The 24,633-nt window shown below is 62.1% G+C and carries 21 protein-coding genes; 8 read left to right on the top strand and 13 right to left on the bottom strand.

The window, feature by feature from the left end:
- Positions 1–24: 24 nt before the first annotated feature.
- From Q7C33_RS09165 to Q7C33_RS09140, 6 genes are all read right to left on the bottom strand, one after another.
- Positions 25–1,299: an NAD(P)/FAD-dependent oxidoreductase gene (locus Q7C33_RS09165; RefSeq protein WP_407683253.1), complete on the bottom strand. Its 1,275-nt coding sequence runs from the start codon at positions 1,297–1,299 to the stop codon at positions 25–27.
- Positions 1,300–1,336: 37 nt separating this feature from the next.
- The gene (locus Q7C33_RS09160; RefSeq protein ID WP_030140633.1) at positions 1,337–2,005 is read right to left on the bottom strand and encodes a haloacid dehalogenase type II; all 669 of its coding nucleotides are present in this window, start codon (positions 2,003–2,005) and stop codon (positions 1,337–1,339) included.
- A 358-nt stretch (positions 2,006–2,363) separates the two neighbouring features.
- Complete coding sequence (locus tag Q7C33_RS09155) at positions 2,364–3,689, bottom strand: NAD(P)/FAD-dependent oxidoreductase (RefSeq protein ID WP_407683252.1); 1,326 nt, start codon at positions 3,687–3,689, stop codon at positions 2,364–2,366.
- Between the two features lie 331 nt (positions 3,690–4,020).
- Positions 4,021–5,274: an OprD family porin gene (locus tag Q7C33_RS09150; protein WP_334597726.1), complete on the bottom strand. Its 1,254-nt coding sequence runs from the start codon at positions 5,272–5,274 to the stop codon at positions 4,021–4,023.
- A 94-nt stretch (positions 5,275–5,368) separates the two neighbouring features.
- Positions 5,369–6,673, bottom strand: coding sequence for a CitMHS family transporter (locus tag Q7C33_RS09145; RefSeq protein ID WP_030140630.1), 1,305 nt, complete (start codon positions 6,671–6,673; stop codon positions 5,369–5,371).
- 56 nt (positions 6,674–6,729) lie between these two features.
- Entirely contained in the window at positions 6,730–7,812 is a 1,083-nt protein-coding gene (locus tag Q7C33_RS09140; protein ID WP_407683251.1) for a 4-oxalomesaconate tautomerase, read from the bottom strand.
- A 168-nt stretch (positions 7,813–7,980) separates the two neighbouring features.
- On the opposite strand from Q7C33_RS09140, the gene Q7C33_RS09135 reads away from it, so the two are divergent.
- Positions 7,981–8,871: a LysR family transcriptional regulator gene (locus Q7C33_RS09135; RefSeq protein WP_030140628.1), complete on the top strand. Its 891-nt coding sequence runs from the start codon at positions 7,981–7,983 to the stop codon at positions 8,869–8,871.
- Between the two features lie 182 nt (positions 8,872–9,053).
- Positions 9,054–9,443, top strand: a complete 390-nt coding sequence (locus Q7C33_RS09130; protein WP_030140627.1) for a putative quinol monooxygenase — start codon at positions 9,054–9,056, stop codon at positions 9,441–9,443.
- A gap of 70 nt (positions 9,444–9,513) precedes the next feature.
- Here Q7C33_RS09130 and Q7C33_RS09125 read toward each other — a convergent pair whose 3' ends face one another.
- Positions 9,514–10,446, bottom strand: a complete 933-nt coding sequence (locus tag Q7C33_RS09125) for an MBL fold metallo-hydrolase (protein WP_407683250.1) — start codon at positions 10,444–10,446, stop codon at positions 9,514–9,516.
- 260 nt (positions 10,447–10,706) lie between these two features.
- Here Q7C33_RS09125 and Q7C33_RS09120 point away from each other — a divergent pair, with 260 nt between their 5' ends.
- Positions 10,707–11,180, top strand: coding sequence for a (2Fe-2S)-binding protein (locus Q7C33_RS09120; protein WP_030140625.1), 474 nt, complete (start codon positions 10,707–10,709; stop codon positions 11,178–11,180).
- 13 nt (positions 11,181–11,193) lie between these two features.
- Positions 11,194–13,434, top strand: coding sequence for a xanthine dehydrogenase family protein molybdopterin-binding subunit (locus tag Q7C33_RS09115; RefSeq protein ID WP_407683249.1), 2,241 nt, complete (start codon positions 11,194–11,196; stop codon positions 13,432–13,434).
- 82 nt (positions 13,435–13,516) lie between these two features.
- Here Q7C33_RS09115 and Q7C33_RS09110 read toward each other — a convergent pair whose 3' ends face one another.
- Positions 13,517–14,590 carry an alpha/beta fold hydrolase gene (locus Q7C33_RS09110; protein WP_217859583.1) on the bottom strand — a complete coding sequence of 358 codons (1,074 nt, stop codon included), beginning with the start codon at positions 14,588–14,590 and terminating at the stop codon, positions 13,517–13,519.
- A gap of 26 nt (positions 14,591–14,616) precedes the next feature.
- Positions 14,617–14,880, bottom strand: a complete 264-nt coding sequence (locus Q7C33_RS09105; RefSeq protein ID WP_407683248.1) for a DUF2790 domain-containing protein — start codon at positions 14,878–14,880, stop codon at positions 14,617–14,619.
- A 238-nt stretch (positions 14,881–15,118) separates the two neighbouring features.
- Here Q7C33_RS09105 and Q7C33_RS09100 point away from each other — a divergent pair, with 238 nt between their 5' ends.
- Positions 15,119–16,267, top strand: a complete 1,149-nt coding sequence (locus Q7C33_RS09100) for a MalY/PatB family protein (protein ID WP_407683247.1) — start codon at positions 15,119–15,121, stop codon at positions 16,265–16,267.
- 131 nt (positions 16,268–16,398) lie between these two features.
- On the opposite strand, the gene Q7C33_RS09095 is transcribed toward Q7C33_RS09100, so the two are convergent.
- Positions 16,399–16,803 (bottom strand): VOC family protein, encoded by a 405-nt coding sequence (locus tag Q7C33_RS09095; RefSeq protein ID WP_030140620.1) that lies wholly within the window; start codon positions 16,801–16,803, stop codon positions 16,399–16,401.
- 187 nt (positions 16,804–16,990) lie between these two features.
- On the opposite strand from Q7C33_RS09095, the gene Q7C33_RS09090 reads away from it, so the two are divergent.
- Positions 16,991–17,848 (top strand): SDR family oxidoreductase, encoded by an 858-nt coding sequence (locus tag Q7C33_RS09090; protein ID WP_030140619.1) that lies wholly within the window; start codon positions 16,991–16,993, stop codon positions 17,846–17,848.
- Positions 17,849–17,909: 61 nt separating this feature from the next.
- Here Q7C33_RS09090 and Q7C33_RS09085 read toward each other — a convergent pair whose 3' ends face one another.
- Genes Q7C33_RS09085 through Q7C33_RS09075 form a run of 3 tightly spaced genes read right to left on the bottom strand, consistent with a single transcriptional unit; the run spans position 17,910 to position 19,391 of the window.
- Entirely contained in the window at positions 17,910–18,353 is a 444-nt protein-coding gene (locus Q7C33_RS09085) for a DUF421 domain-containing protein (RefSeq protein ID WP_030140618.1), read from the bottom strand.
- A gap of 7 nt (positions 18,354–18,360) precedes the next feature.
- Entirely contained in the window at positions 18,361–18,879 is a 519-nt protein-coding gene (locus tag Q7C33_RS09080) for a hypothetical protein (RefSeq protein ID WP_323154822.1), read from the bottom strand.
- Positions 18,880–18,890: 11 nt separating this feature from the next.
- Complete coding sequence (locus Q7C33_RS09075) at positions 18,891–19,391, bottom strand: CinA family protein (protein WP_181288788.1); 501 nt, start codon at positions 19,389–19,391, stop codon at positions 18,891–18,893.
- A 167-nt stretch (positions 19,392–19,558) separates the two neighbouring features.
- On the opposite strand from Q7C33_RS09075, the gene Q7C33_RS09070 reads away from it, so the two are divergent.
- Both Q7C33_RS09070 and Q7C33_RS09065 read left to right on the top strand, forming a co-directional pair.
- On the top strand, positions 19,559–20,170 hold the full coding sequence (locus Q7C33_RS09070; protein WP_030140615.1) for a Yip1 family protein: 612 nt from the start codon (positions 19,559–19,561) through the stop codon (positions 20,168–20,170).
- 154 nt (positions 20,171–20,324) lie between these two features.
- The gene (locus tag Q7C33_RS09065) at positions 20,325–24,470 is read left to right on the top strand and encodes a CheR family methyltransferase (protein ID WP_407683246.1); all 4,146 of its coding nucleotides are present in this window, start codon (positions 20,325–20,327) and stop codon (positions 24,468–24,470) included.
- Positions 24,471–24,633 lie beyond the last annotated feature (163 nt).

The raw sequence follows: 24,633 nt of genomic DNA, 5'->3' as shown, positions 1-24,633 counted from the left end.
GAAACGTGAAGCGTCCCCACTAACTCAATGCAAATAGTCCTGAAGCCGGTAATACGCCCCCACGAGCGGCAGGAACCAGGGCTTGCCGAAATGCCCGGGGATGGCCGGCCAATCGAGCTCGCGCCAAGGGTTAGCCTCCAGGTTGCCAGCCATGACGTCGGCCATGACCTGGCCCATGTGCACCGACATCTGTACGCCATGGCCGCTGTAGCCCATGGAGTGATAAACCCCGCCATGCTGGCCGGCCCGGGGCAACCGATCGGAAGTCATGTCCACCAACCCGCCCCAGCAATAATCGACCTTCACGTGGGCCAGTTGCGGGAACATCTGCACCATCGCCGCGTGCAAGACCTTGCCGCTCTTGGCGTCGGACACGCTATCCGACATGGCAAACCGCGCACGCCCACCAAACAGCAGGCGGTTGTCCGGCGTCAGGCGAAAGTAATTTCCGATCATGCGGCTGGTGACATACGAGCGATGGGCCGGCAGCAGGCGGTCGACCAAGGCCTGGGGCAACACCTCGGTGGCGATCACGAAACTGCCCACCGGCACGATCCTGCGCCGATACCAGCCCAACCCGCCCTGCTGGCAGGTTCCGGTGGCCAGCAGGATTTGCGTGGCCTGCAGCGAACCCTTGGTGGTGTTGACCCGATAACCGCTCGCACTGGCTTTCCAGTCCGTCACGGACACGCCCTGGAAAATCAACGCGCCGTGACGCGCAGCGGCCTCGGCCAACCCGACCCCGAAGCGTCCGACATGCATCTGCACGCCGTTACGCTGCAGCAAGCCGCCATGGAATTGGGCCGAGTCGACTTCAGCACGGGTCTTCTGGGCGGATAACAACTCGACCTCGGCATCGACCTCGCGGCGAATCAAGTCGCATGTGCGCGCCAGGCCTTCGTAATGCATCGGCTTGGCGGCCAGCTTGAGCTTGCCATTGCGCTTGAGATCACAGGCGATCCGCTCCTGCTCAACCAGCGAGACAACGCTCTGTACCGCGCTTTCATAAGCCTGGTAATAAGCGCGCGCCTTATCGGCGCCGAGGCTGGCACTGAGGGCCGCGTAGTCTTGGGCAACGCCGGTGTTGCACTGGCCGCCATTGCGCCCCGACGCCTCGCCAATCACCCGCCCGCCTTCCAGCACCGCCACGCTGGCACCCTTCAAGGCCAGGGCCCGGGCCGCCGCCAGGCCGGTGAAACCACCACCGACGATGGCCACGTCGACCTGCCCGGGCAACGCGCCGAGCTGGGCACCGGTGAACGCCGGTGCGGTATCGAGCCAATAGGACTCACTGCCCATGTCAAAACCCCTTTAGCCTTGAAGAGAGCTCAGAAACTCAGAGACCGACCAGCCCGGCCAATCCGCCGATGTCCGGGATCTGGTGGTAACCAAAGGCCGCGTTCGCCGGGTGTTCATGACCACGGGCCACGAAGGCTTTGTGCTTGATTTTCATGTCGTGGGCCGACATCAGGTCGTAGCGGAAGCTCGAAGACACGTGCAGGACGTCCTCCGGCCCGCAGCCGAGGTTATCGAGCATGTACTCGAAGGCGGCCAGGCGTGGCTTGTAGGCTTGGGCTTGCTGGGCGGTGAAGACTTTATGGAAAGGCGCACCGAGCTTGTCGACGTTGGACATGATCTGCTCGTCCATCGCGTTGGAGAAAATCACCAGGGGAATCTTGTCGGCGATTTTCGACAGGCCGGCCGGCACGTCGGCATGCGGGCCCCAGGTCGGTACGGCATCGTAGTAGAGCTGACCTTCGCCTTTGTATTCGACGCCCCAGCGTTTGCAGACTCGCGCCAGGGCTGTCTTGAGAATCTCATCATAGGGCCGCCAGTCACCCATCACCTGGTCCAGGCGATACGCCGAGAAATCCTTGACGAACTGCTCCATTTGCTCGGCAGGGACCCGGTCGGCGAACAGCTCGCGCGTCATGGTGCCCATCTGGAAATTGGTCAACGTGCCGTAACAGTCAAAGGTAATGAACTTGGGGCGAAGGAAGCTCATGAGTGCAGTCCTGAGTGATGGTGGAGGTCATGAGGGGCAAGCGATTGCACCGTTCTGGAGGTGGAGGTGCGACGCTGCATCACGGATTTATTACAGCATCATGAGACCGCGCATATACCGTTAAAAGTATAGGTCGCTTGGCACAAACCACCGTTTTTCGGGGCCCGCTCAGCAGACTGTGCGGGATGCGCCATGCCTGGGCATCCGGGCCTTTTTCAAGGCGTCCGGGGCCATTTATGGTGCGCGCAAAGCCTCTTGAACCGCGGCGTGCGGCAGAATCTGCGCCGGCACAACGAGAACGGGCGCAGCCCCTGCGGGTGCGCCCGTTTGATGTCTTGCCAGTGAGATTTCCGCGTCTCTAGAACTCCGCGACCTTGCCCCAGGACGAAGACTGGAAACGGTCCGGATGATAGGGTCGTGGGTCAACCAGGGGGGCCATGCCCGTGACGATATCGGCGATCAGATGACCCGCGCCCGGGCCGATGCCAAAACCGTGGCCACTGAACCCCGCCGCCAGCACCAGGCCCGGGAGCTCCGCCATTTCACCGATCCCCGGGACACCGTCAGGCGTGCTGTCGACATAACCGGCCCAGGCTCCGGTGATCGATGAGGCCTTCAGCATCGGCACCAGGTCGATCGCACGTTTGTACGTCAATTCAACCACCCGGGCATCTGCCTTGGGATCCAGGATCCGCATTCTCTCCATCGGGGTGGGCTGGTCCAGGCGCCAATGACCCAGGCCTTCGTGTCCCGCCTGGAACCCTTGCAAGCCACCGGGCGCCAGCTTGCGCCAGCGGCGCTGGAACATCGGCAGGAACTGCGGGGCGAAACGCAGCAGTTGCGGCGTCGGGTCAACCCGCCCCCTGCCACTGATTGCCAGGGTGAAGCCGCCATCCGAGCGCCGGGTCATGGAAATGTCGGCGGTGTGCAGCGCATCCGGGATCTCCGGGGCGCCCTTGGACACCGCCATTACGGTCTGGCGAATGGTCGCCTGGGGAAAACGAATGCCGTACTGCCGGCAGAACGACGAGGCCCACGCGCCGCCCGCGAGAACAGCAAGAGGGGTGCGAATGGTGCCCTTCTCGGTCACGACGGCGGACAGCCGTCCGCCCTCGGTCTCGAGGCCACGCGCCGCGCACCCTTGATGCACCGTGCCACCCAGCTTGATGATTGCCCGCGCCACCGCCGGTGCCGCGCGGGACGGGTCAGCGGTGCCGTCGGTCGGTGAAAACACCCCGCCCCTCCAGGGTTTGCCCGTCACTCGACCGTGTTGAGCAGCCTGTTCCGCCGTCAACATATGGGTTTTGACATTCACGGTCCGGGCGAACTCACCCCATTGCGCCCAGCCGTCCAGCTCCTTCTCACTGTTGCTCAAGTAGAGCAAACCACAGCGCTTGAAGCCGGTGTCCTCGCCGGAGTCCGCTGCGAACTGCTCCCACAGGTCCAGGCTCTTGGTCGACAGCGGCAACTCACGGGCGTCTCGATTCTGTTGCCGGCACCAGCCCCAGTTTCGACTCGATTGCTCGGCACCGATCCGGCCTTTTTCCACCAGGGCGACTTTCATGCCGCGCTTGGCCAGGTAATAGGCGGTAAAGGTCCCGATGATGCCGCCGCCAATCACGACCACATCAGCGTGCGTCGGCAGCTCGGAACTCGTCTCTACGGAAGTTAACGGTGCAGGCATTTGTCAGGATGTCCATTGGGGGCCGGGAAGTAAAAAGCACATCTTCTTCATGGCTTTATTACAACACTTGGAAACCGTGCATAAACCGTTAAAAGCATAGGCTGCCTGGTACAAACCACCGTTTTACGAGACCTGTTCAGCAGACTTTGCGGGACGCCACGAACGCGGGCATCGGTGTGCTTGAAATCGACGAGTTGCTCGTTGGAATACAAAATCCACTCGACAATGGGCCGTCAAAGCCCCGATGGGGCATTTGAGAACAATGCCCCGTGGCGAGGGAGCAAGCTCCCTCGCCACGGGTCCATCATGGTTCTCAAGTGAACAGCATCATCTACCAAAGCGCCACGTCATAGGTCACGTAGATCCGGTTGCTGTCGCGCCCCCGGGAAAAATCGGAGCGATAGACATAGTTGCGCAGTTTCACGCCCAGGCCTTTGAACGTGCCTTGCTGCACGACATAGGCGATTTCGGCATCACGCTCCCACTCCTTCACGGTGCTGTTGGACTTGCCGTCGTTGCCGCTGAGGTAACGGCTGGTCAATGTCAGGCCCGGCATGCCAAGGCGAGCGAAGTCGTAGCCGTAACCGAGCATCCAGGTCTTTTCGTCTTCCTCGATGAACTTGCCGATCCCGACGTTGCTGAAGGAATACACGGTGGCGCCGCTGATGTAGGGCAGCCCCGCTTCGCCGCTGAGTTTCTGGTAGCCCGCGCTGAACGTGTGGCCGGTCACGGCGTACGACAACAGGCCATTGAGCATCTCGTTGTCGACTTTACCGCCGTAGGCCGAGCCGGAATCGGCGCTGTTGAAATAGCGCAGGTCGCTGGTGAGCACGCCGGGGCCCAGCGGCAAATCGTGTTGGATCCCGGCGAAGTGCTGCCGGTAGAAGTTCTCCAGTTCGCCATGGAAATAGCTCAAGCGCAGGTTCTTTGTCAGCTTGTAGTCGCCACCGGCATAGCTGAAATCGCCTGACTGGTCGCCACCATAACCGTCGGGCACGATCGGCATGCTGTCGCTGGAGTCCCGTAGCTTGAAACGCTCCACGTGCCCGCCCGTCAGCGTGAGGTTGTCGATGTCATTGCTACTGATCTGGGTCCCTTGATAGGTCTGGGGCAACAACCGCGCATCGTTGTAGATCAGCACCGGAGTTTTTGGCAGCAAGGTGCCGTATTTGACCGTGGTCTTGGCCAGTCGGGCCTTGGCGGTCATGCCCGCGCTGGCAAATTCGTCGGCGGCACGGCCGTCATCGTGAACCGGTAGCAGACCAGTGCCGCTGCGGCCACGCCCGGAGTCGAGCTTGACCCCGAGCAGGCCCAATGCATCGACCCCGAAGCCGACAGTGCCCGGCGTAAAACCCGATTGGTAGTCGAGCAGGAAGCCCTGAGCCCATTCGGTGCGTTCGCTTTTGGCGGTCCTCGCCGACCGTGGGCTGATGCCGTGCTCATCACGAAAATTCTCGTTGAAGTACACGTTGCGCAGTTGCAGCTTGAGCTTGCTGTCATCAATGAAACCTTCGGCGCTGGCCGTGGCGAGGGGCAATAGCCCAAGGATCGGAAACAAAGCCCCGCGGGTAAGCAAAGTGTTCATGTCTGGCTACTCATTGTTTTTATTGGGTGCAGGCCAGCCCGCACCCGCGTGCGGAGGGTGCGTCAGGCGATCAGGCAACGTGATGTCGGGTGAATCAGGAGAACAGCGTCAGCGCCCCGGTCAACAAGGCCAGCGCGGTAATCACCAAGGAGGTGAGCACGGCCCATTGGATGGTGGCTTTCTGGAAGTCACCGAGGTCGCGGTCGACCATGCCCACCAGCAACAAGGTCGAAGCCACCAGCGGGCTCATCAGGTGCACCGGTTGGCCGAGGATGGACGCCCGGGCGATTTCGACCGGATGGATCCCATAGGCGGCAGCGGCGTTTGCGAGGATCGGCACGACCCCGAAGTAGTAGGCATCGTTGGACAATACAAATGTCAGCGGCATGCTGGTGATTGCCACCACCAGGGGGAACAGATGGCCCCAGGAAGGCGGAATCCAGTCGACCAGGGTTTGCGCCAGGGCGTCGACCATTTTCGTCCCGGAAAATATCCCGGCGAAAATCCCCGCCGCGAATACCAGCAGCACGACGGTCATGGCGTTGCCCGAATGGGCGAGGATGCGCTCCTTCTGGATGTCCAGTTGGGGATAATTGATGACCAGCGCCAGCACGAAGCCGATCAGGAACAGGATTGCCGAGTGCATTATCCCCATCACCAGCGCGACCATCACCGCGACCACCAGCAGCAGGTTGACGTAGGCCAGTTTCGGACGCTTGTGCGGGGTGTCTTCGAGGATCGCCTTGATATAGCAATCACCGCCACCGCTTTGCAGTTGGATATTGCCGATGCGCTTGCGCTCGGCACGGCCCAGTAGGAACGCCGTGAACACCACCCACATCGCGCCACCGATCATGGTCGGCAGCAACGGCACGAAGTACTCGCCGGCATCCAGGCCCAGTGCCGCGATGGCGCGGGTCGCCGGGCCACCCCAAGGCGTCATGCCGCTCATGATGCTCAGCGACAACATCGCCACGGTCGCCAGGATCATCGGATTCATGCCGATGCGCTTGTACAAAGGCAACATCGCCGCGCAGGTGATCATGTAGGTGGTCGTGCCGTCACCGTCCAGTGCCACCAGCAGTGACAACAGGGCCGTGCCCACGGCGATTTTCATCGGATCGCCATTGACCCGCTTGAGGATCTTGCGGATCAGCGGGTCGAACAGGCCGGCGTCGATCATCAGGCCGAAAAACAGGATCGCGAACAGCAGCAACGCGGCCGATGGTGCGACCATCTTCAGGCCGTCCAGCATCATCTTGCCGGTGGTGCCGCCAAAACCACCCATCACCGCGAAGATGATCGGCACGATCGTCAGAGCAACGATCGGCGACAGCCGTTTGGTCATTATCAGGAAGGTGAAGACCACCACCATGGCCAAGCCAAGTAAAGCGAGCATATGTCAGATCTCTTGTTGTTATTGAGTAGCTGATGCAATGACAAGGACTGCCTGGGTTATCCGGCCAGGCGCTGGGAAACCGTGGCGTAGACGAAACCTGAAAAGAGCCTGCGAGCGGTACGGACCACCGAGGCGCGGATGGTCTCACCCTTTTCGCCGGTGTAGGACAACACCACATCGATACCACCGCTGGGGTGCTCGATGCCCACCCGCTGCAAACGCGGCTCTCTGGCGCCACCGATGAGATTGGCCGCGACGCTGCCGTCGGTCACGCAGGCGGTCGCCAAGCCGATGGAGCCGGTGATCGCCAAGGCGCGATGACAGTTGTGCGGCATGAAGTAGCGCACCTGGATCGTCCCGCCGCACTTTGGCGCCGACACCAGCACCGGCTTGGGAATCACCTTGTCGCTGACATCGCCCAGGCCCATGGCGAGCCCGGCTTTGAGTCGCAGGGATTCCAGGCGCTGCAAAAACGCCTTGTCCGCGTCCAGCTCTGCGGGGCTTTCGTCACCGCGCTTGCCCAACTGGCTCGCCTCGACGATCAGCATCGGCATGGCCATGTCGATACAGGTCACCGGGATGCCGTCGATCAGGTCCAGGGATTGCCCGGTGGGAAAGAGCTTGCCCGTCTTGCTGCCCGCCGCATCAAGGAAGGTCAGTTGCACCGGAGCAGCCGTGCCCGGCACGCCGTCGATGGCGGTGTCGCCTTCGTAGCTGACCTTGCCTTCCGGCGTCTGGACCTCGGCATTGACGAACGTTCCGGTATTGAGGTTGCGGATCCGCACACGGGTCAGGTCGCCCGTTGCCTTGACCAAGCCTTGCTCGATGGCAAACGGGCCGACGGCGCACAGCATGTTGCCGCAATTGGGTGCGGTATCGACCCGACGCTGGGAAACCATGACCTGGACGAACAGGTAGTCAACGTCGGCATCGGCGTGCAGCGACGGGCTGACAATCGCCACTTTGCTGGTCTGTGGGCTGCCGCCGCCGATGCCGTCGATTTCCAGCTCATGGCCCGAGCCCATCAGATTCAGCAGCAACTCGTCACGTTCAGGGATCGCTGTCGGCAAATCCCACGCAAGAAACACCGGACCTTTGGAAGTGCCGCCGCGCATGAGTACACAAGGAATTCGTTGCATGAACAGTAACTCTTGTTGATCAATCTGGATAATTGATGTTCAGGACACAAGAGTGGCAGGGTTTAAAAAGTGATTCCAATGCAAAGATCGGAGCTATTATTGTGTTTCACAAAAGAATTATCTTAGGATCCGACGCCAGTCAATCCGCCCATCCCACCGAGAGAAAACATGGAATACGAGCTCCAGGACATCCGATCTTTCGTGAAAATCGCTGAACTTGGCAGCTTCCACGAGGCGGCCGATGCGCTGCACCTGTCGCAACCCGCCTTGAGCCGACGGATGAAAAAACTCGAAGAGGGATTAGGCACCGCCCTGCTCGACCGCACGACACGAAAGGTCAGCCTCACCAGCGTCGGGCGTGATTTCCTGCCCAAGGCGCGGCGCCTGCTGGACGACTTCGACGATTCGATCCTCAACATCCGCGAACTGGCGGAGCGGCAGATCGGCCGCGTGACCTTGGCCTGCATCCCCACGGCGGCGTTCTACTTCTTGCCTTCGGTGATCCGGCTCTATAACGAGCGCTATCCGAAGATCCGCATCCGCCTGCTGGATCTCAGCGCCAACGAAGGATTGGAAGCCGTGCTACGCGGCGAAGCCGATTTCGGTATCAACATGATGAGCGGCCAACACCCGGATATCGAGTTCGTGCCCCTGGTCAACGAACCCTTTGTGCTGGCTTGCCGCCGGGACCATGAACTCGCAGCGCGCAGTGCCGTGACCTGGTCGGAACTCAGCGATTATCGGTTGATCGGGGTTGGACGCCTGAGCGGCAACCGCATGCTGCTCGATCACGCCCTGTCCGGCCTGAGCTGGCGCCCGCAGTGGTTCTACGAAGTGCAGCACCTGTCCACCTCGCTGGGGTTGGTCGAGGCCGGCCTCGGCGTGTCGGCGATGCCCAGCCTGGCAATGCCCGCCGAGGACCATCCCACGTTGGTCAGCGTGCCGCTGATCGAGCCCGTCGTGAACCGCTCGCTGGGCCTGGTCTATCGACGGGGTGCATCGCTGTCTCCCGCGGCGGAGAAGTTTGTTTCGATTCTGCTGGAGCAGTGGCCGCAGTAGGAGCGGCAAGAACAGGACGTACAACGATGGCAACGCCTGCAATCGGGATAGCTGAGCGCTGTTCAGGAACAGTTCAGCCATACCATCACGCTATAGTGAACCGCCCTTTCCCCGGATGCGCATCCCGGATGCCGGATCGCGTCGCTCGATCGAATGTATGAACCTACCAGTCAGGAGACCCCATGAAGCTCAGCCACCTGTTTTATGCATGCGCGTTATCAGCCACCCTGGCGATTGGCAGTGAGGCATCGGCGCAAACCCTGCCTCCCACGGCTGTGGTCCGTATCGCGCAGCTGGAAATCGATCCGACTCAACTGGAGCGCTATACCGAGATCGTCAAGGAGGAGATGGAGATCTCCGCACGGGTGGAGCCTGGCGTGCTCGCTATTTATTCGGTGGCGGATAAAGACCATCCGCATCAACTCCATTTCTTCGAAATCTATGCAGATGAGCAGGCTTACCAGTCCCACATCATGTCTGCTCATTTCAAGCGTTACGTCGAGCAAACGCAATCGATGATCCGCTCGCGTCGGCTGATCGAGACGATGCCGGTCCAACTGAGTTCGAAATAAAACCGTCGGGGCAGCTTTGCTGCGCAGCAAAATCGCCGGGCCCGGACGAACGCCCAGGCCCAGCCAACACTCAATAATCCCAAGACCCCGCCACCCAGCGAAACGCATCCCCGTTGACCGCCACCCGGCCCACGGAAGGAAACGAAAGGTGAGTGGCCACGAACAGCTCGCCGCTCGCCGCGGCTTCTTGCATCAGCCGTACACGAACGCGCACCGCTTCTTCAGGGTCGTGCTCGAAGCCGTTCTGCCAGTCGGGATGGTCGAAGGCCACCGGGAACAGGGCATCGCCGGCAAACGTCAGTTTTTCATTGCCGGACGTCACATGCACCACGCTGTGCCCCGGCGTATGCCCGCCCGTGCGCTTGACCACCACGCCCGGCGCCACTTCATATTCCTGCTCGAAGGTGTGCAGTTTGTCGTGGTACGCCTCCATGAATTGCTGCGCGGTGGTGTGCAACACTTCCGGTATTGGCGAAGGCATGACAGTGCGTGAGAAATCGGGGTTGGCCCAGAACTCGACTTCGGTCGCACAAACATGAATCTTCACATCTGGCCGCAAGCTGTTCTTCACCTCATCGACCAGCAGCCCGCCAATGTGGTCCATGTGCATGTGGGTGATCACCACATCGGTGATGGAGGATAGCTCGATGCCGGCCGCCTCCAACCGCTTGGGAAACAGCCCGGCGCGCGGGAAGCCGGGGAACTGTCCGCCCAGCCCGGCGTCGACCAACAGGGTCTGCGCGCCGCTGCGCACCACCAGCACGTTCAGCGCCCAATCGAATGCGTCGGGGCCGAGGTACATATCCTTGAACCACGCGGCGCGGGCGGCCGGGTCGACGTTGGTGGACATGGTCGAGGTCGGCAGCGGCAGCACGCCATCGCTGACCACCAGCACATCGATGTCGCCGACCTTGAGTGCGTAGCGCGACGGAACCAGTTCTTCGGTCGCGGATACCCCTTGGATCGCTTGTTTTTGCGCGGTGTCTTGCTGATGCATCGTCATGATCGCTCTCCTGTCATGAATGGGGCGAACCGTCTTTCCTGTGCCAGAACAACGGTTCACCTGGAGAACGAGTGTGCGGCGTGGCGTGGCGCGCTCGATACCATACGAGGGTATGCCGCGCCCACATCTTGGCGTGATCGTTTCAAACAAACGGCTGGTGATTTGCAAGATTGGGCAATCATCGGACCGGATCGTGCAAGCTATCGTCCCCAATGCTTCCTATAGTAATCGGTGCCCAACCATCTGGAGCTGGTCCGACTATGAGCGCCCTCAATATCAATGGCCGTGAGCACACGGTTGACGTAGACCCTGGCACCCCGATCCTGTGGGCCCTGCGCGACACGCTGGGCATGACCGGCACCAAGTTCGGCTGCGGTGCGGCCTTGTGTGGAGCCTGCACCGTTCACCTGGATGGCCAGGCCATCCGGTCCTGCGTGACGCCGGTCGCGGCGGCGGTTGGCAAGAAGATCACCACCATTGAAGCAGCCACCGATGGCAGCGACCCGGTGGGCAGCGCCGTCCACGAAGCCTGGGTCAAGCACGACGTGGCGCAGTGCGGTTACTGCCAAAGCGGCCAAATCATGAGCGCCACCGCATTCCTCAAGGCCCAGCCCAAGGGCAAGCAGCCGACACCGGCCGAGATCGACTCGGCCATGGCCGGCAATATCTGCCGCTGCGGCACCTATGCCCGAATCCGCGCCGCGGTGGCTGATGCCGCCAAAGCCCTCGCCTGACAGGGAGTTCGCCATGCTCAACGAGATTTTTCCAACCGAACTTCCGCGCGCCTTGCAGCACCTGCTTGAGCGCGATGATGCGGACGGTCCAGCGACCCTGCCCCGCCGCAGCTTCCTCAAGATCGTCGGCATCGGCGGCCTGGCCTTGGGTGCGTTTCCTCACCTGGCCCTTGGGCAGCAAGCCAATGGCGCGGGCGAAGGCCCCCTCAAGCCGACCCAGCAACCTTCGGCCTTCGTGCAGATCGCGCCGAGCGGCGAAGTGACGGTGACGATCAATCGCCTGGAGTTCGGCCAAGGTGTGCAGACCGGCCTGCCAATGATCCTCGCCGAAGAACTCGACGCCGACTGGAGCCTGGTGCGCACGCGCAACGGCAGCAACGACGCGGCCTACATGGACCCGGCCTTTGGCATCCACCTCACCGGCGGTTCCAATTCGATCAAGAACAGCTACACCCAATACCGCGAACTGGGCGCCCGCGCCCGGTCGATGCTGCTGGCCGCCGCGGCGGCGCGCTGGAACGTCGACGCCGCCAGCCTGACCACGCAAAACGGCACGGTGTTGGGCCCGGGCGGCCGCAAGGCGACCTACGGCGAGCTGGCCGAAGCCGCCATGGCGATGCCCGTGCCGGAGAAGGTCACGCTCAAGGATCCCAAGGATTTTCGCATCATCGGCCAGGCCACCAACCGCCTCGACGCCAAGGCCAAGAGCAGCGGCCAGCAGGATTTCGGCATCGACGTGCATTTGCCTGGGCAACTGACGGCGGTGGTCGCACGGCCCCCCGTGTTCGGCGCCCGCATCGCCTCCCTGGACGACAGCGCCGCACGCGCCACCAAAGGCGTAAAAGCGGTGCTGCGCGTGCCGCTTGATGGCGGTGCCGAAGGTGTCGCGGTGATCGCCGACGGTTACTGGCAGGCGAAGCTGGGTCGTGACGCGCTGAAAGTCGAATGGGACGCGGCCAAGGTCGAAAAAGTCGACACGGAAAAACAACTGGCCCAGTACCGCGAGCTGGCTGGCCAATCCGGCCCGCTGCACTTCGATGCCGATATGAAGCCCCTGGCCTCCGCGCCGCACCAGTTGGAGGCCGAGTTCGTATTCCCTTATCTGGCCCATGCGCCCATGGAACCGCTGAACTGCACCGTCCAACTGTCCGAGGGCCGTGCCCAATTATGGGTGGGCACCCAGTTCCCCGGCGGCGATGGCGCGGCGGCGGCCAAGGTGTTGAACCTCAAGCCCGAGCAAGTCCAGGTGAATGTGCAGACAGCGGGCGGTGGTTTTGGCCGACGCGGCGTGCCCACCAATGATTTTGTCGTGCAGGCCTGCGAAGTCGCCAAGGCCGCCCGCGCCGCTGGGCTCGATGCGCCCATCCGCACCCTGTGGAGCCGGGAAGACGACATCAAGGGCGGCTATTACCGCCCCATGCACCTGCATCGCGCGCGCATCGGCTTCGACGACAGCGGCAAGGTGCTGGCCTGGGACCATGCCTTGGTCGGGCAGTCCATCCTCACCGGCACCCTGTTCGCCGGGCAGATGAAAAACGGCATCGACCCCACCGCCACGGAGGGCATGCGCGATCCGTATCCATTGCCGATGCGATTGACCGTGCATCATCCGAAGCTCAACGTGCCCGTGCTCTGGTGGCGCAGCGTCGGCTCGACCCATACCGCTTTCGTGATGGAAACCCTGATCGACGAAATCGCCCGCACCACCAAGCAGGACCCGGTGGCATACCGGATGAAGCTGTTTGGCGAGCAGAGCCCGCGCCATCGTGACGCGCTGCAACTGGCGGTGGACAAGAGCGGCTACGGCAAGCGCCAACTACCCGCCGGCCAAGCCTGGGGCGTGGCGGTACATGAGTCGTTCAGCTCGGTGGTGGCCTACGTGGTCGAGGCGTCGGTGCAGGATGGCCGTCCGGTGCTCCACAACGTCACGGCGGGCGTGCATTGCAATCTGGCGGTCAACCCGCGCAGCGTCGAAGCCCAGGTACAGGGCGCCGCGCTGATGGGGTTGTCAATGTGCCTGCCTGGTGGCGCGGTGACGTTGAAGGACGGCGTCGTGCAACAAAGCAACTTTGCCGACTTCAGCGTGCCGCGCATCACCGACATGCCGCAGATCGCCGTGCACATCATCCCCAGCGCCGAACCGCCGACCGGCATGGGCGAACCCGGCCTCCCCGCCTTGGCCCCGGCGTTTGCCAATGCCATTGCCAGCCTGACGGGCAAACCGCTGCGGCAGTTGCCGTTCAGCCTGGCTTGATTGGAAGTGGATGCCAGCCCGGTGGCGAGGGAGCTTGCTCCCTCGCCACCGGGCATTTTGTTTGTCAGCTATTGCGGCGACTTTAGAGATGGTCTGCGTCAATCACAGCCTGGGCGAAGGCCTGCGGTGCCTCTTGCGGCAGGTTATGGCCCACGCCACCGTCGATCAGTCGATATTGGTATTTACCGGTGAAGCGTTTGGCATAGGCTTCTGCCGGTGGATGCGGCGCACCATTGGCGTCGCCCTCAAGCGTGATCGTCGGCACGGCGATGGACGGAAAGGTTGCGAGTTTCTTTTCGAGCCCTGCGTATTTGGCCTCGCCCTTCAGCAGCCCCAGGCGCCAACGATAGTTGTAGATTGAGACAGCCACGTGATCGGGGTTCTGCAAGGCCGCGGCGCTTCGATCGAAGGTCGCGTCGTCAAAGCTCCACTTCGGCGACGCCAGTTTCCAGATCAGCTTGGCGAAGTCATGGGTGTTCTTCTCGTAGCCCAGGCGACCACGCTCTGTCGCGAAGTAGAACTGATACCACCATTGCAACTCGGCGGCCGGCGGCAGCGGAGCCTTGCCAGCCTCCTGGCTGCCGATCAGGTAGCCACTCACCGCCACCAGCGCTTTCACACGCTCCGGCCACAATGCTGCGACGATGTCGGCGGTTCGCGCGCCCCAGTCATAGCCGCCGAGCACGGCTTGCTTGATGTTCAGTGCGTCCATGAAATCGATCAGGTCACTGGCCAGCGCCGATGGCTGGCCGTTGCGCAGGGTCTTGCCCGACAGGAAGCGTGTATCGCCGTAACCCCGGGCATAGGGGATCAGCACGCGATAGCCCTTCTCGGCCAACGCCGGCGCCACATCCGCATAACTGTGAATGTCGTAAGGCCAGCCGTGCAGCAAGATCACCACCGGCCCGTCGGCGGGACCGACTTCAGCGTAGGCCACGTCCAACAGGCCAGCCTTGACATGCTTCAACGGCCCGAACGAAGTGTGGCTGCCCGGGATGATCGTGCCGACAGTGGTGGCGGGAACATCGGCCGCATTTGCCTGGAACGATGCCAATCCCAACGCGCCCAGTTGCAGCAGCGCGCATGCGAGGACGGTGGGTGCAAACCGGCGACGGTGGCGCTGTAGGTTTTCTGGCTTCGACAAAGTGGTGTACATGGTAGATCTCCTTGAAGGCCGACGCCTCAGTTGTCCTGGCCGCAATCCTGGGCAATCGCGCTGTAGTCCAGCGCCCGGATCGCGCCGGTGGAGTCCAGGTAGGTCATGCGCGATTCGACGACGCCGCAGCCCGACCCCGCCCCTTGCTTGACCGACAGCACCTTGGCGATGTCCAGGTGGTCGCCGTACATGTAGGTGTGCGGCTTGACGGCGTCCTGGGCGTTGGCTGCCACAGCGCCGAGGCTGAGGATGGCAAACAGGGAAGCGATGCTGAGGTTCTTGACGTTCATGGCGATGTCTCCGACGTTTGAGTGAGTACCTGGGACGGCGTGTGCTGTCTCGATGGGGCTCATTTGACGCCGGGGAGGTATCTCGGGTGTGTCGCCGATGGGCTTGAAGGAATCGTTTCGTGTCCACAAAGGCTCTGGATACACAGCGATACATTTGCCTCGGGAGGTCTTCGATCTTTTCCTGCCGGAAGTTTGCTTTATCATGGCGACCACCCTTCCCCGACCTGATGGAACCACCATGACTTTCGATTTCGACCAGGTGTTCGAGCGCCACGGCACCGGTAGCACCAAGTGGAGCCGCTACCCGGCCGAGGTATTGCCGATGTGGGTGGCCGACATGGATTTCGCCGCGCCACCGGTGGTCGTCGATGCGCTGCGCAAGCGCCTGGAGCATCCGATGCTCGGCTACAGCGTGGCCCAGGACAACCTGCGCGCCGCCATCGTCGCCGACCTCTGGAGCAAATACGCCTGGCGCGTCGAGCCCCAGCAGATCCTCTTCCTGCCAGGGGTCGAGCCGGGCTTCAACATGGCCTTGCACGCGCTGGTGGAACCGCAGCAGAACGTCGTGGTGCAGGTGCCCAACTATCCGCCGCTGCGCAACGCCCCGGGGAACTGGGGCCTGAAGAAGGTGGAGCTGCCGTTCAACCCGCTCAACGGCGAATTCCACACGGACCTGACCGGGCTGACAGCTGCGTTGCACGGCGGCGGCGCACTGTTGCTGAGCAACCCGCACAACCCGCTGGGCAAGGTGTTCGGCCACAGCGAATTGAAGGCAATTGCAGACATCTGTGTCGAGCAGGACGCCTGGATCATCTCGGATGAAATCCATGCCGAGCTGTGCTTCGATGGCCGCAAGCACATCCCCACCGCCACCCTGGGCGCGGAGATCGCCGAGCGCACCATCACCCTGATGTCGGCCAGCAAGGCCTATAACATCGCCGGCCTGAAGACCTCTTTCGCCATCATCCAGAACGCCAAACTGCGGGAACGGGTCAACGCGGCCAGGGCCGGCATGGTCGACAGCGTCAACGCCCTCGGCCTCGAGGCCACCCGTGCGGCCTACAGCGAAGCGGGGCCGTGGCTGGAGGCCTTGAAGGACTATCTGCAAGCCAACCGCGATTACCTGGTCGAAGCCGTGAAGACCCGCCTGCCAGGCATCACCATGACCGTGCCCCAGGGCACTTACCTGGCGTGGCTGGATTGCTCCGGGTTGGGGCTGGACGACCCGCAGGGGTTCTTCCTCAAGGAAGCCAAGGTCGGCTTGAGTGCCGGGTTGGATTTCGGCGACGACGCGGGGCAGTTCGTGCGGTTGAACTTCGGCTGCCCACGGGCGTTGCTGGAGGAAGGGATTGCGCGGATGGAGCGCAGCCTGAAATCCCGAACCTGACCGAATCTCTTGTGGCGAGGGGATTTATCCCCGCTCGGTTGCGCAGCGACCGCAAAAAACAGGGCCGCTGCGCGACCCAGCGGGGATAAATCCCCTCGCCACAAAGGCACCAATCTCAGACCATGCTGGTGTCAGTCATGCATGTCCGGCGTATGCACAAAGCACAACTTATTCCCCTCCGGATCACGGCAATAGGCGCCGTAATAGTCCTTCGAATATTGCGGCCTCGGGCCCGGCGCGCCTTCGTCGAAACCGCCCATGTCGAGTGCCGTCTGCCAGGCGTTGCGTACCGCTTCCTGTGATTCAGCAGCGAAACTGACTTGCATGCCATTGCCCCACGTCGCCGGCAGCCCGTTGATGGGCACCTGGACAAACACCTGCGGCCAGTGCTTGCCGGGCTGATGCCAACCCTCCCCCGGTGGCCCCGAGTCATCCTCGCTCTCCATGCGCACCAAGCCCAGGCAGCCGAGCACGGCATCATAGAATGCGACCATTTTCGGCAGGTCCCGCGCGCCAATCTGTATGTGACTGAACATGCTGTTTCTCCTGTTGAATCTTTCCTGACATTTGAATAGACGGCCTTACCCACGTTCACCCGGACGTAGGGTCAGTCGACGAACCGCTGCCGGTCACGCTCATCGACCGACGGGAAAATCCAACCGAACTCTGCTGGAAAGCCCGAAGTCCACCCTCCATCGCAACCACTCGCCATGGAGAACGATTATGGCCAATTACCCAACCCCGCCCTTCCCCAAGCAACAACAACCCGTACCGGGCAGCCAGCAGAAAATGGACCCTTACCCGGACTGCGGCGAACAAAGCTATAAAGGCTCCGGACGCCTGGCGAACAAGATCGCGCTGATTACCGGTGCGGACAGCGGCATCGGGCGCGCCGTGGCGATTGCCTTCGCCCGTGAAGGAGCGGACGTGGCGATCTCTTATCTGAACGAGCATGAAGACGCCAAGGAAACCGCTCGTTGGGTCGAAGAAGCTGGGCGCCAATGCCTGTTGCTTCCGGGTGACCTCGCCGATAAGGCCCAGTGCCGCAAGGTCGTCGACGACACCGTCGCGCGCTTCGGGCGTATCGACGTGCTCGTCAATAACGCCGCGTTCCAGATGACCCATGAGAGTCTGGAAGAAATCCCCGACGAGGAATGGGTCCGCACGTTCGATATCAACATCACGGCGATGTTCAGGATCTGCCAGGCCGCAGTTCCGCACATGAAGACCGGTGGCTCGATCATCAACACCACGTCGGTCAATTCCGACATGCCCAAGCCGACATTGCTGGCGTATGCCACGACCAAGGGCGCCATCGCCAACTTCACCGGCGGCCTGGCGCAGATGCTCGGGCCCAAGGGTATCCGCGTGAACAGCGTCGCGCCAGGGCCGATCTGGACGCCGCTGATCGTCGCCACCATGCCCGAGGAAGAAGTGCAGAATTTCGGGTCCCAGACGCCGCTGGGCCGCCCCGGCCAACCGGTGGAAGTGGCACCGATCTTCGTGCTGCTGGCGTCGGATGAGTCCAGCTACATCTCGGGCTCGCGGTATGCGGTGACGGGGGGCAAGCCGATCCTGTAGGCACACGCACATATCCCGTGGCGAGGGAGCTTGCTCCCTCGCCACAGAAGCGTCCTTCGGATCACTCCTTGGCAATCACCGAAATCTTCCCGTTACGCTCGATAATCGCAAACTTGATCTGGTCCAGGGTCTCGATGCCCTGGCTGGAGCGGGCCGCTTCCATGATGTCTGCCTCGATCAGCCGGGCGTGGCGCATGCGCCCCTCCAAGATACGCCCGTCCTCGACGATGATGGTCGGGCCGCCGTCTATCAGCCGGGACACCCAATCGGAGCGCAGCTTGAGCAACGAAAACCCGACGTCGATGGCAATCAGCGTGACGATGACCATGAACGAGTTGGTCATCGAAAAGTCATCCCCCAGCAACGCCTGCTGGGTCGCCTCGCCGATGATCATCAACAGCACAAAGTCGAAGGTGGTTATCTCCGCCAGAGAACGACGCCCGGCGATCTTGAACAACACCATCAATACCGCGTACATCGCGGCGGCGCGCAGTACCGAATCCATACGTCACCTAAGGAAAGATGAATTGATTGAACGTCACCACCGCGCCATGGGACGTGGCGATGCGGGTTTGATAGGTGCCAAGGCCTTCGCCGAGCAACGACAGGTGCAGGTTGGCCTGCCCCTCGCCATCCGCCTGCAGCCAGACTTTCATGCCCGGTCCCGCGGCCGCCGAGCGCATGGGCTGCGGTTGCACGCTCTGCACGTCGAACCCTTCCAGCCAGTCACCCCCGAGTTCCACCTCCAGCACGGCGCCAGGCGCGCCCTTCAGACGAATGATCATCGGATTGGTCGAGCCGTTGCGGTGGAATTTCTCGTACTCGACACCGATGTTGCCGTCGGCGCTGTGCATTTCGCGGCTACTCAGCGGGCCACGGGAAAACAACCCGAGCAGGGTCAGGATCACCAGCAGCACCAACACGTACCAACCCACCCGCTCGAAACGCCAGACCTTGTGCTGGAATGCCATGTCCTCGCGCACCGGGAACTCGCGGCTACGGTGGTCGTCCTGGTCGTATTCGTCGGTCATGACGGTCCTCCCTATCGACGGTCGCCCGTCAAAGCCCGCTGGTGATAGCCCGGTATCTGTTGCAAGGCGTACTCACTGGAGAGACGTTGTACCTGGGAACGATCGCCGAAGAACCGCTCCCGGCGACTGAACAGCGCGCGTTGCCCGTCCACTTCGAACGCCCAGGCAAAACACACCGTGCCGGCGGGAATACCGTCCTTGTCGTCCGGCCCGAGCAGGCCGGTGGTGGCGACCGCGACGTTGGCGTTGGCGTCGCGCAGGGCGCCGAGGGCCATTTCCTCGGCGACTTCACGGCTGGTCAGGTTGAAGGTGTCGATGGTTCGTGGCTTGACCCCGAGCAGGCGTTGCTTGGCTTCTGGGGAATACACCACATAGCCGCTTTCGATCAGCGAACCGCTGCCCGGCACTTCGGCCAACAGCGTGACGATCAGCCCCGCAGTGCAGGACTCGGCGGTGGTCAGGCGCAAGTCATGTTCGCGCATGTACTCGATCAGGGAATGGGCAACAGTCATGGCATACAGTCCTTCATGGATGCTGATGGGTTGACCCCCGCCGTTTCGAATCATTCCCTTTATCGCGCCGTCGCCCGGACCGGCCAAATAAATGAAACCCCTGGCCAATCCTGTACCTCATAACCGTATGAGCCTCATGCAGAGGCTGTCCTGATCAGGAGGTCGTCATGTCCGTGCTTTTCGTCAAACTGTTCACCCATCCCGAATTCGCCTGGGGGGACATTCGCGAGCAAGAGCAGGCTCATCCCCACCATTACCTGGCGCATCTGCTGTTGCTCGCGTTGATCCCGGCGGTGTGCCTGTTCATCGGTACCACCTGGACCGGTTGGAGCCTGGCCGAGAACGAAACCGTGCGACTCAGCCACGCCAGCGCACTACAGCTATGCGTGCTGCTGTACGTAACCATCGTGGTCGGCGTGTCGCTGATGGGGTTGTTCATCCGCTGGATGTCGCGCACCTTCGAAGTCCGGCCCACGGTCAACCAATGCATCGGGTTCGCCGCCTACACCGCTACCCCGTACTTCCTGGCCGGGATCTTCGGCGTGTATCCGAGCCGCTGGCTGGCGGTGGCGGTCCTGCTGGCCGCTTCGGTCTATTCGACGTTCCTGCTGTTCGTCGGCTTGCCCAAGTTCATGGGCTTGAAGAAGGAACAGGGCCTGCTGTATTCGGCCAGCGTCTGGGGCGTGGGTTTGCTGGTGCTGGTCACGATCCTGGTGGAAATGATCCTGCTGTGGTTCAACTATCTGCAGCCCGAATACCTGCGGGTTCCGGTAGGCTGAATGGCTTTTGAAGGTCCACAATGTGGGTGGCGGCGGCGTAGCGAAGCGTGAGTTTTCGCAATCTTCGCGTAACCCGATTATCCTGCGACTTTTTGCATTCCTGAATCGAGTCGGCAGCGCTGGACCGCCCCGCCGCCCTTAAGGCCAAATTTATATGCCATCTTCAAGCAAACGCTCTCCCAACGTGCCACAGCGACGAGAGCTGAGCCCCAGCAGCCTGGATTTCGCCGTGGTCGGAATCGGTGCTTCCGCGGGCGGGCTACAGGCCATCAAGCAGTTTTTCGAACACATGCCCAAGGACAACGGCATGGCGTTCGTGATCGTTTTGCACCTCTCCCCGGATCATCAGAGCATCGCCGACAAGATCATCCAGGAATCCACCAAGATGCCTGTGTTGCAGGTGACCGAGGCGGTGCCGATCGAGAAGAACCATGTCTACGTAATTTCCCCTGCCCATCAGTTGTCGATGAACGACGGCTACCTGAAGGTTTCCCCGGCCGAGCCGCGCCAGGGCGGGCACGTGGCGATCGACCTGTTCTTTCGGGACCTGGCCGATGTGCACAAGGACCGGGCATTTTGCCTGGTACTGTCAGGCACCGGCTCCGACGGCGCCGTGGGCCTGTCGCGCATCAAGGAACAAGGCGGCGTGACCATCGCCCAGTCGCCCCAGGACGCCGAGTTCGATGGCATGCCCCAAGCCGCCATCGACACCCAAATGGTCGACCTGGTCCTCCCTGTCGTCGAGATGCCGCAAAAGCTCTTGGAGCTCTGGCGCAACTCCCAGGCCATCCGCCTGCCGACCGCCAACGATCCGGAGATCCATACCCAACCGCCGGCCTCCGAGCGTGAGGCGATCGCCGCCGAGCAATCGCTGCATGATGTTCTGGTGCTGCTGCGCGCCGGCACCGGCCATGACTTCAAGCATTACAAGCGCGCCACCGTGCTGCGGCGCATCGAACGGCGCATGCAAGTCACCACCCAACCGGACCTGGGCGCCTACTACAGCTACCTGCAGAATCATCCGGAAGAAACCAAGGCGCTGCTCGGCGACCTGCTGATCGGCGTGACCAACTTCTTCCGTGATCGCGAGGCCTTCGAAGCCCTTGAGCGTGACGTCCTGCCCAACCTGCTCAAGCCGGTGGAACCGGGCAGCGTGCCGCCGGAGGAGATCCGCGTCTGGTCAGCCGGTTGCTCGACCGGCGAAGAGGCCTACACCCTGGCCATGTTGCTCAGCGACCAGCTGCAACACGACGCCAGCAGCGCCAAATTGCAGATATTCGCCACCGATATCGATGAACGGGCGATTACCGTGGGTCGCGACGGCGCCTATCCGGAAGCGATCATCACCGACGTCCCCCCTACCCGCCTGCGCCAGTACTTCTTGAAGGAAGGCGCCAGTTTCAGGGTTCGCAAGGAAATCCGCGAACGCGTGCTGTTCGCCAAGCACAGCCTGCTGTCGGACCCACCTTTCTCGCAGATTGACCTGATCGTCTGCCGCAACCTGCTGATCTACCTCGACCGCGAGGTGCAGCGGGAAATCCTGCAAATGTTCCACTTTGCCCTGCGTCCTGGCGGTTATTTGTTCCTCGGTTCCTCGGAATCGGCGGATGCGTGCCATGAGCTATTCAGCCCGGTGGACAAGCGCAACCGGATCTTCCGGGCCAAGTACGGCACTGCCAGCAGCCGCCGCACCCCGACCATGCCCCGTGGCGGCTACGTGCGCAGCACCTCGTCCCTGGTCCCCGCCCAGGTCCCGGTGCCGCGCAAGGTGTCGTTTGCCGATATCCACCTGCGCGCCATCGAACAGGCCGCGCCACCCAGCATCATCGTCGACAGCAATGGCGACATCCTGCACATGATCGAAAGTGCCAGGCGTTTCCTGCGCCATGTCGGCGGCGAGATGTCGCGCAACCTGCTCACGCTGATCAATCCGCAACTGCGCCTGGAAATCCGCACCGCGTTGTTCCAGGTCAACCAGAACGGCCAGCCGGTCAAGTCGCGACAGGTCAACATGGAGCGCGATGGGCGACGTTTCCTGGTGGACCTGCTGGTCCAGCCGTATCGCGACGAATTGTCCGATGGCGAGTTCGTGCTCGTGGTGTTCGAAGAGGAAGAAGTCGACCCCAGCCAACAGGTCGGCACCATCACCAGCCAGACCGAAAACCAGGTCCTGGCCAATCTGGAGCGCGAGCTGCAGCGGACCAAGTTGCACCTGCAAGACACCATCGAGCAGGCCGAGGTCTCCAGCGAGGAGCTCAAGGCCTCCAACGAAGAAATGCAGGCCATCAACGAGGAACTGCGCTCCGCCACCGAAGAACTGGAGACCAGCAAGGAAGAGCTACAGTCGATCAACGAAGAACTGCTGACGGTCAACTACGAGCTCAAGACCAAGGTTGAAGAAACCGACAAGATCAACGACTACCTGACCAACCTGATCGCTTCCACCGACATCGCCACGGTGTTCATCGATCGCAGCATGCGCATCAAATGGTTCACGCCTCGGGCCACGGAGATCTTCAGCATGCTTCCGGTGGACACCGGGCGTTCGTTGCTGGACATCACCCATCGCCTGGACTACCCCGACATGGCGGCGGACGCGACCCAGGTGTTCGAATCCCTGAACATGATCGAGCGCGAAGTCAGCAGCAGCGATGCTCGCTGGTACATCGCCCGGCTGCTGCCGTACCGCTCCAGCGAGGACCATATCGACGGCACGGTGCTGACCTTCATCGACATCACCAAGCGTCGAGCCGCCGAAGAAGAGCTGCGCTTGGGCGAGGAGCGCATGCGCCTGGTGGCGGAAAGCACCCGCGACTACGCGATCATCCTGCTGGACGAGCACGGCGTGATCACCAGTTGGAACACCGGGGCGGAGCTGATCTTCGGTCATAGCAAGAGCGAAGCCGAAGGCAGTTACTACGACTTCGTGTTCACGCCGGAGGACCGTGCCACCGGCGTCCCCGAAACGGAATTGAGCACCGCTCGGGCCAACGGCCGTTGCGAAGACGAGCGCTGGCACCAGCGCAAGGACGGCAGCCGCTTCTTCTGCAGCGGCGAGGTCACGCTGCTCAGCGGCGACTATTTGCAGGGCTACGTGAAGATCGCCCGTGACCTCACCGGCCACAAGCGCCTGCATGAGGAACAGACCCAACGGCTGATGGAAACCCAGAACTCCAGCCATTTGAAGGATGAGTTCTTCGCGGTCATGTCCCACGAGCTCAAGCACCCGTTGAACCTGATCCAGCTCAATGCCGAGCTGCTGCGGCGCCTGCCGGTGACCAAGACCGTCACCGCGGCAGCCCGGGCCGTGAACACCATTTGCGACGCGGTCACCAGCCAGGCGCGCATCATCGACGACCTGCTGGACGTGGCCCGTGTCCGCACCGGCAAGCTCAAGCTCAAGCGCCAGCCGGTCGATCTGGCTCGCGTGCTGCAAGACATCTACACCGTGGTGATCAACGACAATCACCCGAACAAAGTCACCCTTGAGCTGCCTGAGGGCTCCAGCGGCGAGCTGGTCGTCAATGCCGACCCGACCCGGCTGGAGCAGATCATCTGGAACCTGGTGAACAACGCGCTGAAGTTCACCCCCAACGGCGGCCGGGTGCAACTGGTCGCCAGCCATGACGACCATATGGCTCGCCTGGACGTAAAGGACTCTGGCGTGGGTATCGCGGCGGAGCACCTGAACGAAGTGTTCGACCTGTTCGGCCAGGCCGAGACCCAGCACGCCACCCACCAGCGCGAAGGCCTGGGGATCGGCCTGTCACTGGTCCGGCAATTGACCGAAGCCCACGGCGGCAGCGTCGAAGTCAAGTCCGAAGGGCTGGGCAAAGGCTGCACCTTCACCATTCGCCTGCCCTTGAGCAATGCCGCGATCGAACCTAAACCGCAGTCTTGCGACGAACAGTCCGGGCGCCTGGGCGGTTTAACGATCCTGCTGGTGGATGACTCGCCCGACGTGCTCGACACCCTCAAGCTGCTGCTGGAGATGGAAGACGCCATCGTGGTTGCCTTCGATCAGCCGTTGGAGGCGTTGGAAGCCGCCAAGGATGGCCGTTTCGACGTGGTGATTTCCGACCTCGGGATGCCGGTGATGAACGGCCATGAACTGATGCAGGCCCTGCGCAAGCTGCCCCATATCAAGCACATCCCGGCCATCGCCCTGACCGGCTACGGCGCGTCCACCGACCTGAATAAATCCCAGCAATCGGGCTTCGACCAGCACATCGGCAAGCCGGTGTCCTATGACGAGTTGATTGAAACGATCGAGCAGTTGCGGCGTTCGCAGGTTTATTAAAACCAGGGCCTGACCGCTAACTTGTGGCACGAGATTCATTTGTGGCGAGGGGATTTATCGAAACGTCGCACCGCCCCGCTGGGCTGCGCAGCAGCCCCTGGTTGTTTGTCAGACACAGCGAGGTGTCAGGTCTTAGGGCCGCTTCGCGCCCCAACGGGGATAA

This window comes from Pseudomonas sp. BP11-1-1 (assembly GCF_052112105.1).
Classification (GTDB): domain Bacteria; phylum Pseudomonadota; class Gammaproteobacteria; order Pseudomonadales; family Pseudomonadaceae; genus Aquipseudomonas; species Aquipseudomonas alvandae.
The sequence above is the reverse complement of the archived record's forward strand: the minus strand, read 5'-3'. Positions and strand labels throughout refer to the sequence as shown.

Bases quoted from the DNA above. Each gene is read 5' to 3' on its own strand.
- Q7C33_RS09115 (WP_407683249.1), top strand. From the start codon at position 11,194: ATGCTCAACGAGATTTTTCCAACCGAACTTCCGCGCGCCTTGCAGCAC.
- Q7C33_RS09145 (WP_030140630.1), bottom strand. From the start codon at position 6,673: ATGCTCGCTTTACTTGGCTTGGCCATGGTGGTGGTCTTCACCTTCCTG.
- Q7C33_RS09080 (WP_323154822.1), bottom strand. From the start codon at position 18,879: ATGACCGACGAATACGACCAGGACGACCACCGTAGCCGCGAGTTCCCG.
- Q7C33_RS09120 (WP_030140625.1), top strand. From the start codon at position 10,707: ATGAGCGCCCTCAATATCAATGGCCGTGAGCACACGGTTGACGTAGAC.
- Q7C33_RS09160 (WP_030140633.1), bottom strand. From the start codon at position 2,005: ATGAGCTTCCTTCGCCCCAAGTTCATTACCTTTGACTGTTACGGCACG.
- Q7C33_RS09100 (WP_407683247.1), top strand. From the start codon at position 15,119: ATGACTTTCGATTTCGACCAGGTGTTCGAGCGCCACGGCACCGGTAGC.
- Q7C33_RS09155 (WP_407683252.1), bottom strand. From the start codon at position 3,689: ATGCCTGCACCGTTAACTTCCGTAGAGACGAGTTCCGAGCTGCCGACG.
- Q7C33_RS09140 (WP_407683251.1), bottom strand. From the start codon at position 7,812: ATGCAACGAATTCCTTGTGTACTCATGCGCGGCGGCACTTCCAAAGGT.
- Q7C33_RS09085 (WP_030140618.1), bottom strand. From the start codon at position 18,353: ATGGATTCGGTACTGCGCGCCGCCGCGATGTACGCGGTATTGATGGTG.
- Q7C33_RS09130 (WP_030140627.1), top strand. From the start codon at position 9,054: ATGAAGCTCAGCCACCTGTTTTATGCATGCGCGTTATCAGCCACCCTG.
- Q7C33_RS09135 (WP_030140628.1), top strand. From the start codon at position 7,981: ATGGAATACGAGCTCCAGGACATCCGATCTTTCGTGAAAATCGCTGAA.
- Q7C33_RS09095 (WP_030140620.1), bottom strand. From the start codon at position 16,803: ATGTTCAGTCACATACAGATTGGCGCGCGGGACCTGCCGAAAATGGTC.
- Q7C33_RS09125 (WP_407683250.1), bottom strand. From the start codon at position 10,446: ATGACGATGCATCAGCAAGACACCGCGCAAAAACAAGCGATCCAAGGG.
- Q7C33_RS09090 (WP_030140619.1), top strand. From the start codon at position 16,991: ATGGCCAATTACCCAACCCCGCCCTTCCCCAAGCAACAACAACCCGTA.
- Q7C33_RS09075 (WP_181288788.1), bottom strand. From the start codon at position 19,391: ATGACTGTTGCCCATTCCCTGATCGAGTACATGCGCGAACATGACTTG.
- Q7C33_RS09110 (WP_217859583.1), bottom strand. From the start codon at position 14,590: ATGTACACCACTTTGTCGAAGCCAGAAAACCTACAGCGCCACCGTCGC.
- Q7C33_RS09165 (WP_407683253.1), bottom strand. From the start codon at position 1,299: ATGGGCAGTGAGTCCTATTGGCTCGATACCGCACCGGCGTTCACCGGT.
- Q7C33_RS09070 (WP_030140615.1), top strand. From the start codon at position 19,559: ATGTCCGTGCTTTTCGTCAAACTGTTCACCCATCCCGAATTCGCCTGG.
- Q7C33_RS09065 (WP_407683246.1), top strand. From the start codon at position 20,325: ATGCCATCTTCAAGCAAACGCTCTCCCAACGTGCCACAGCGACGAGAG.
- Q7C33_RS09150 (WP_334597726.1), bottom strand. From the start codon at position 5,274: ATGAACACTTTGCTTACCCGCGGGGCTTTGTTTCCGATCCTTGGGCTA.
- Q7C33_RS09105 (WP_407683248.1), bottom strand. From the start codon at position 14,880: ATGAACGTCAAGAACCTCAGCATCGCTTCCCTGTTTGCCATCCTCAGC.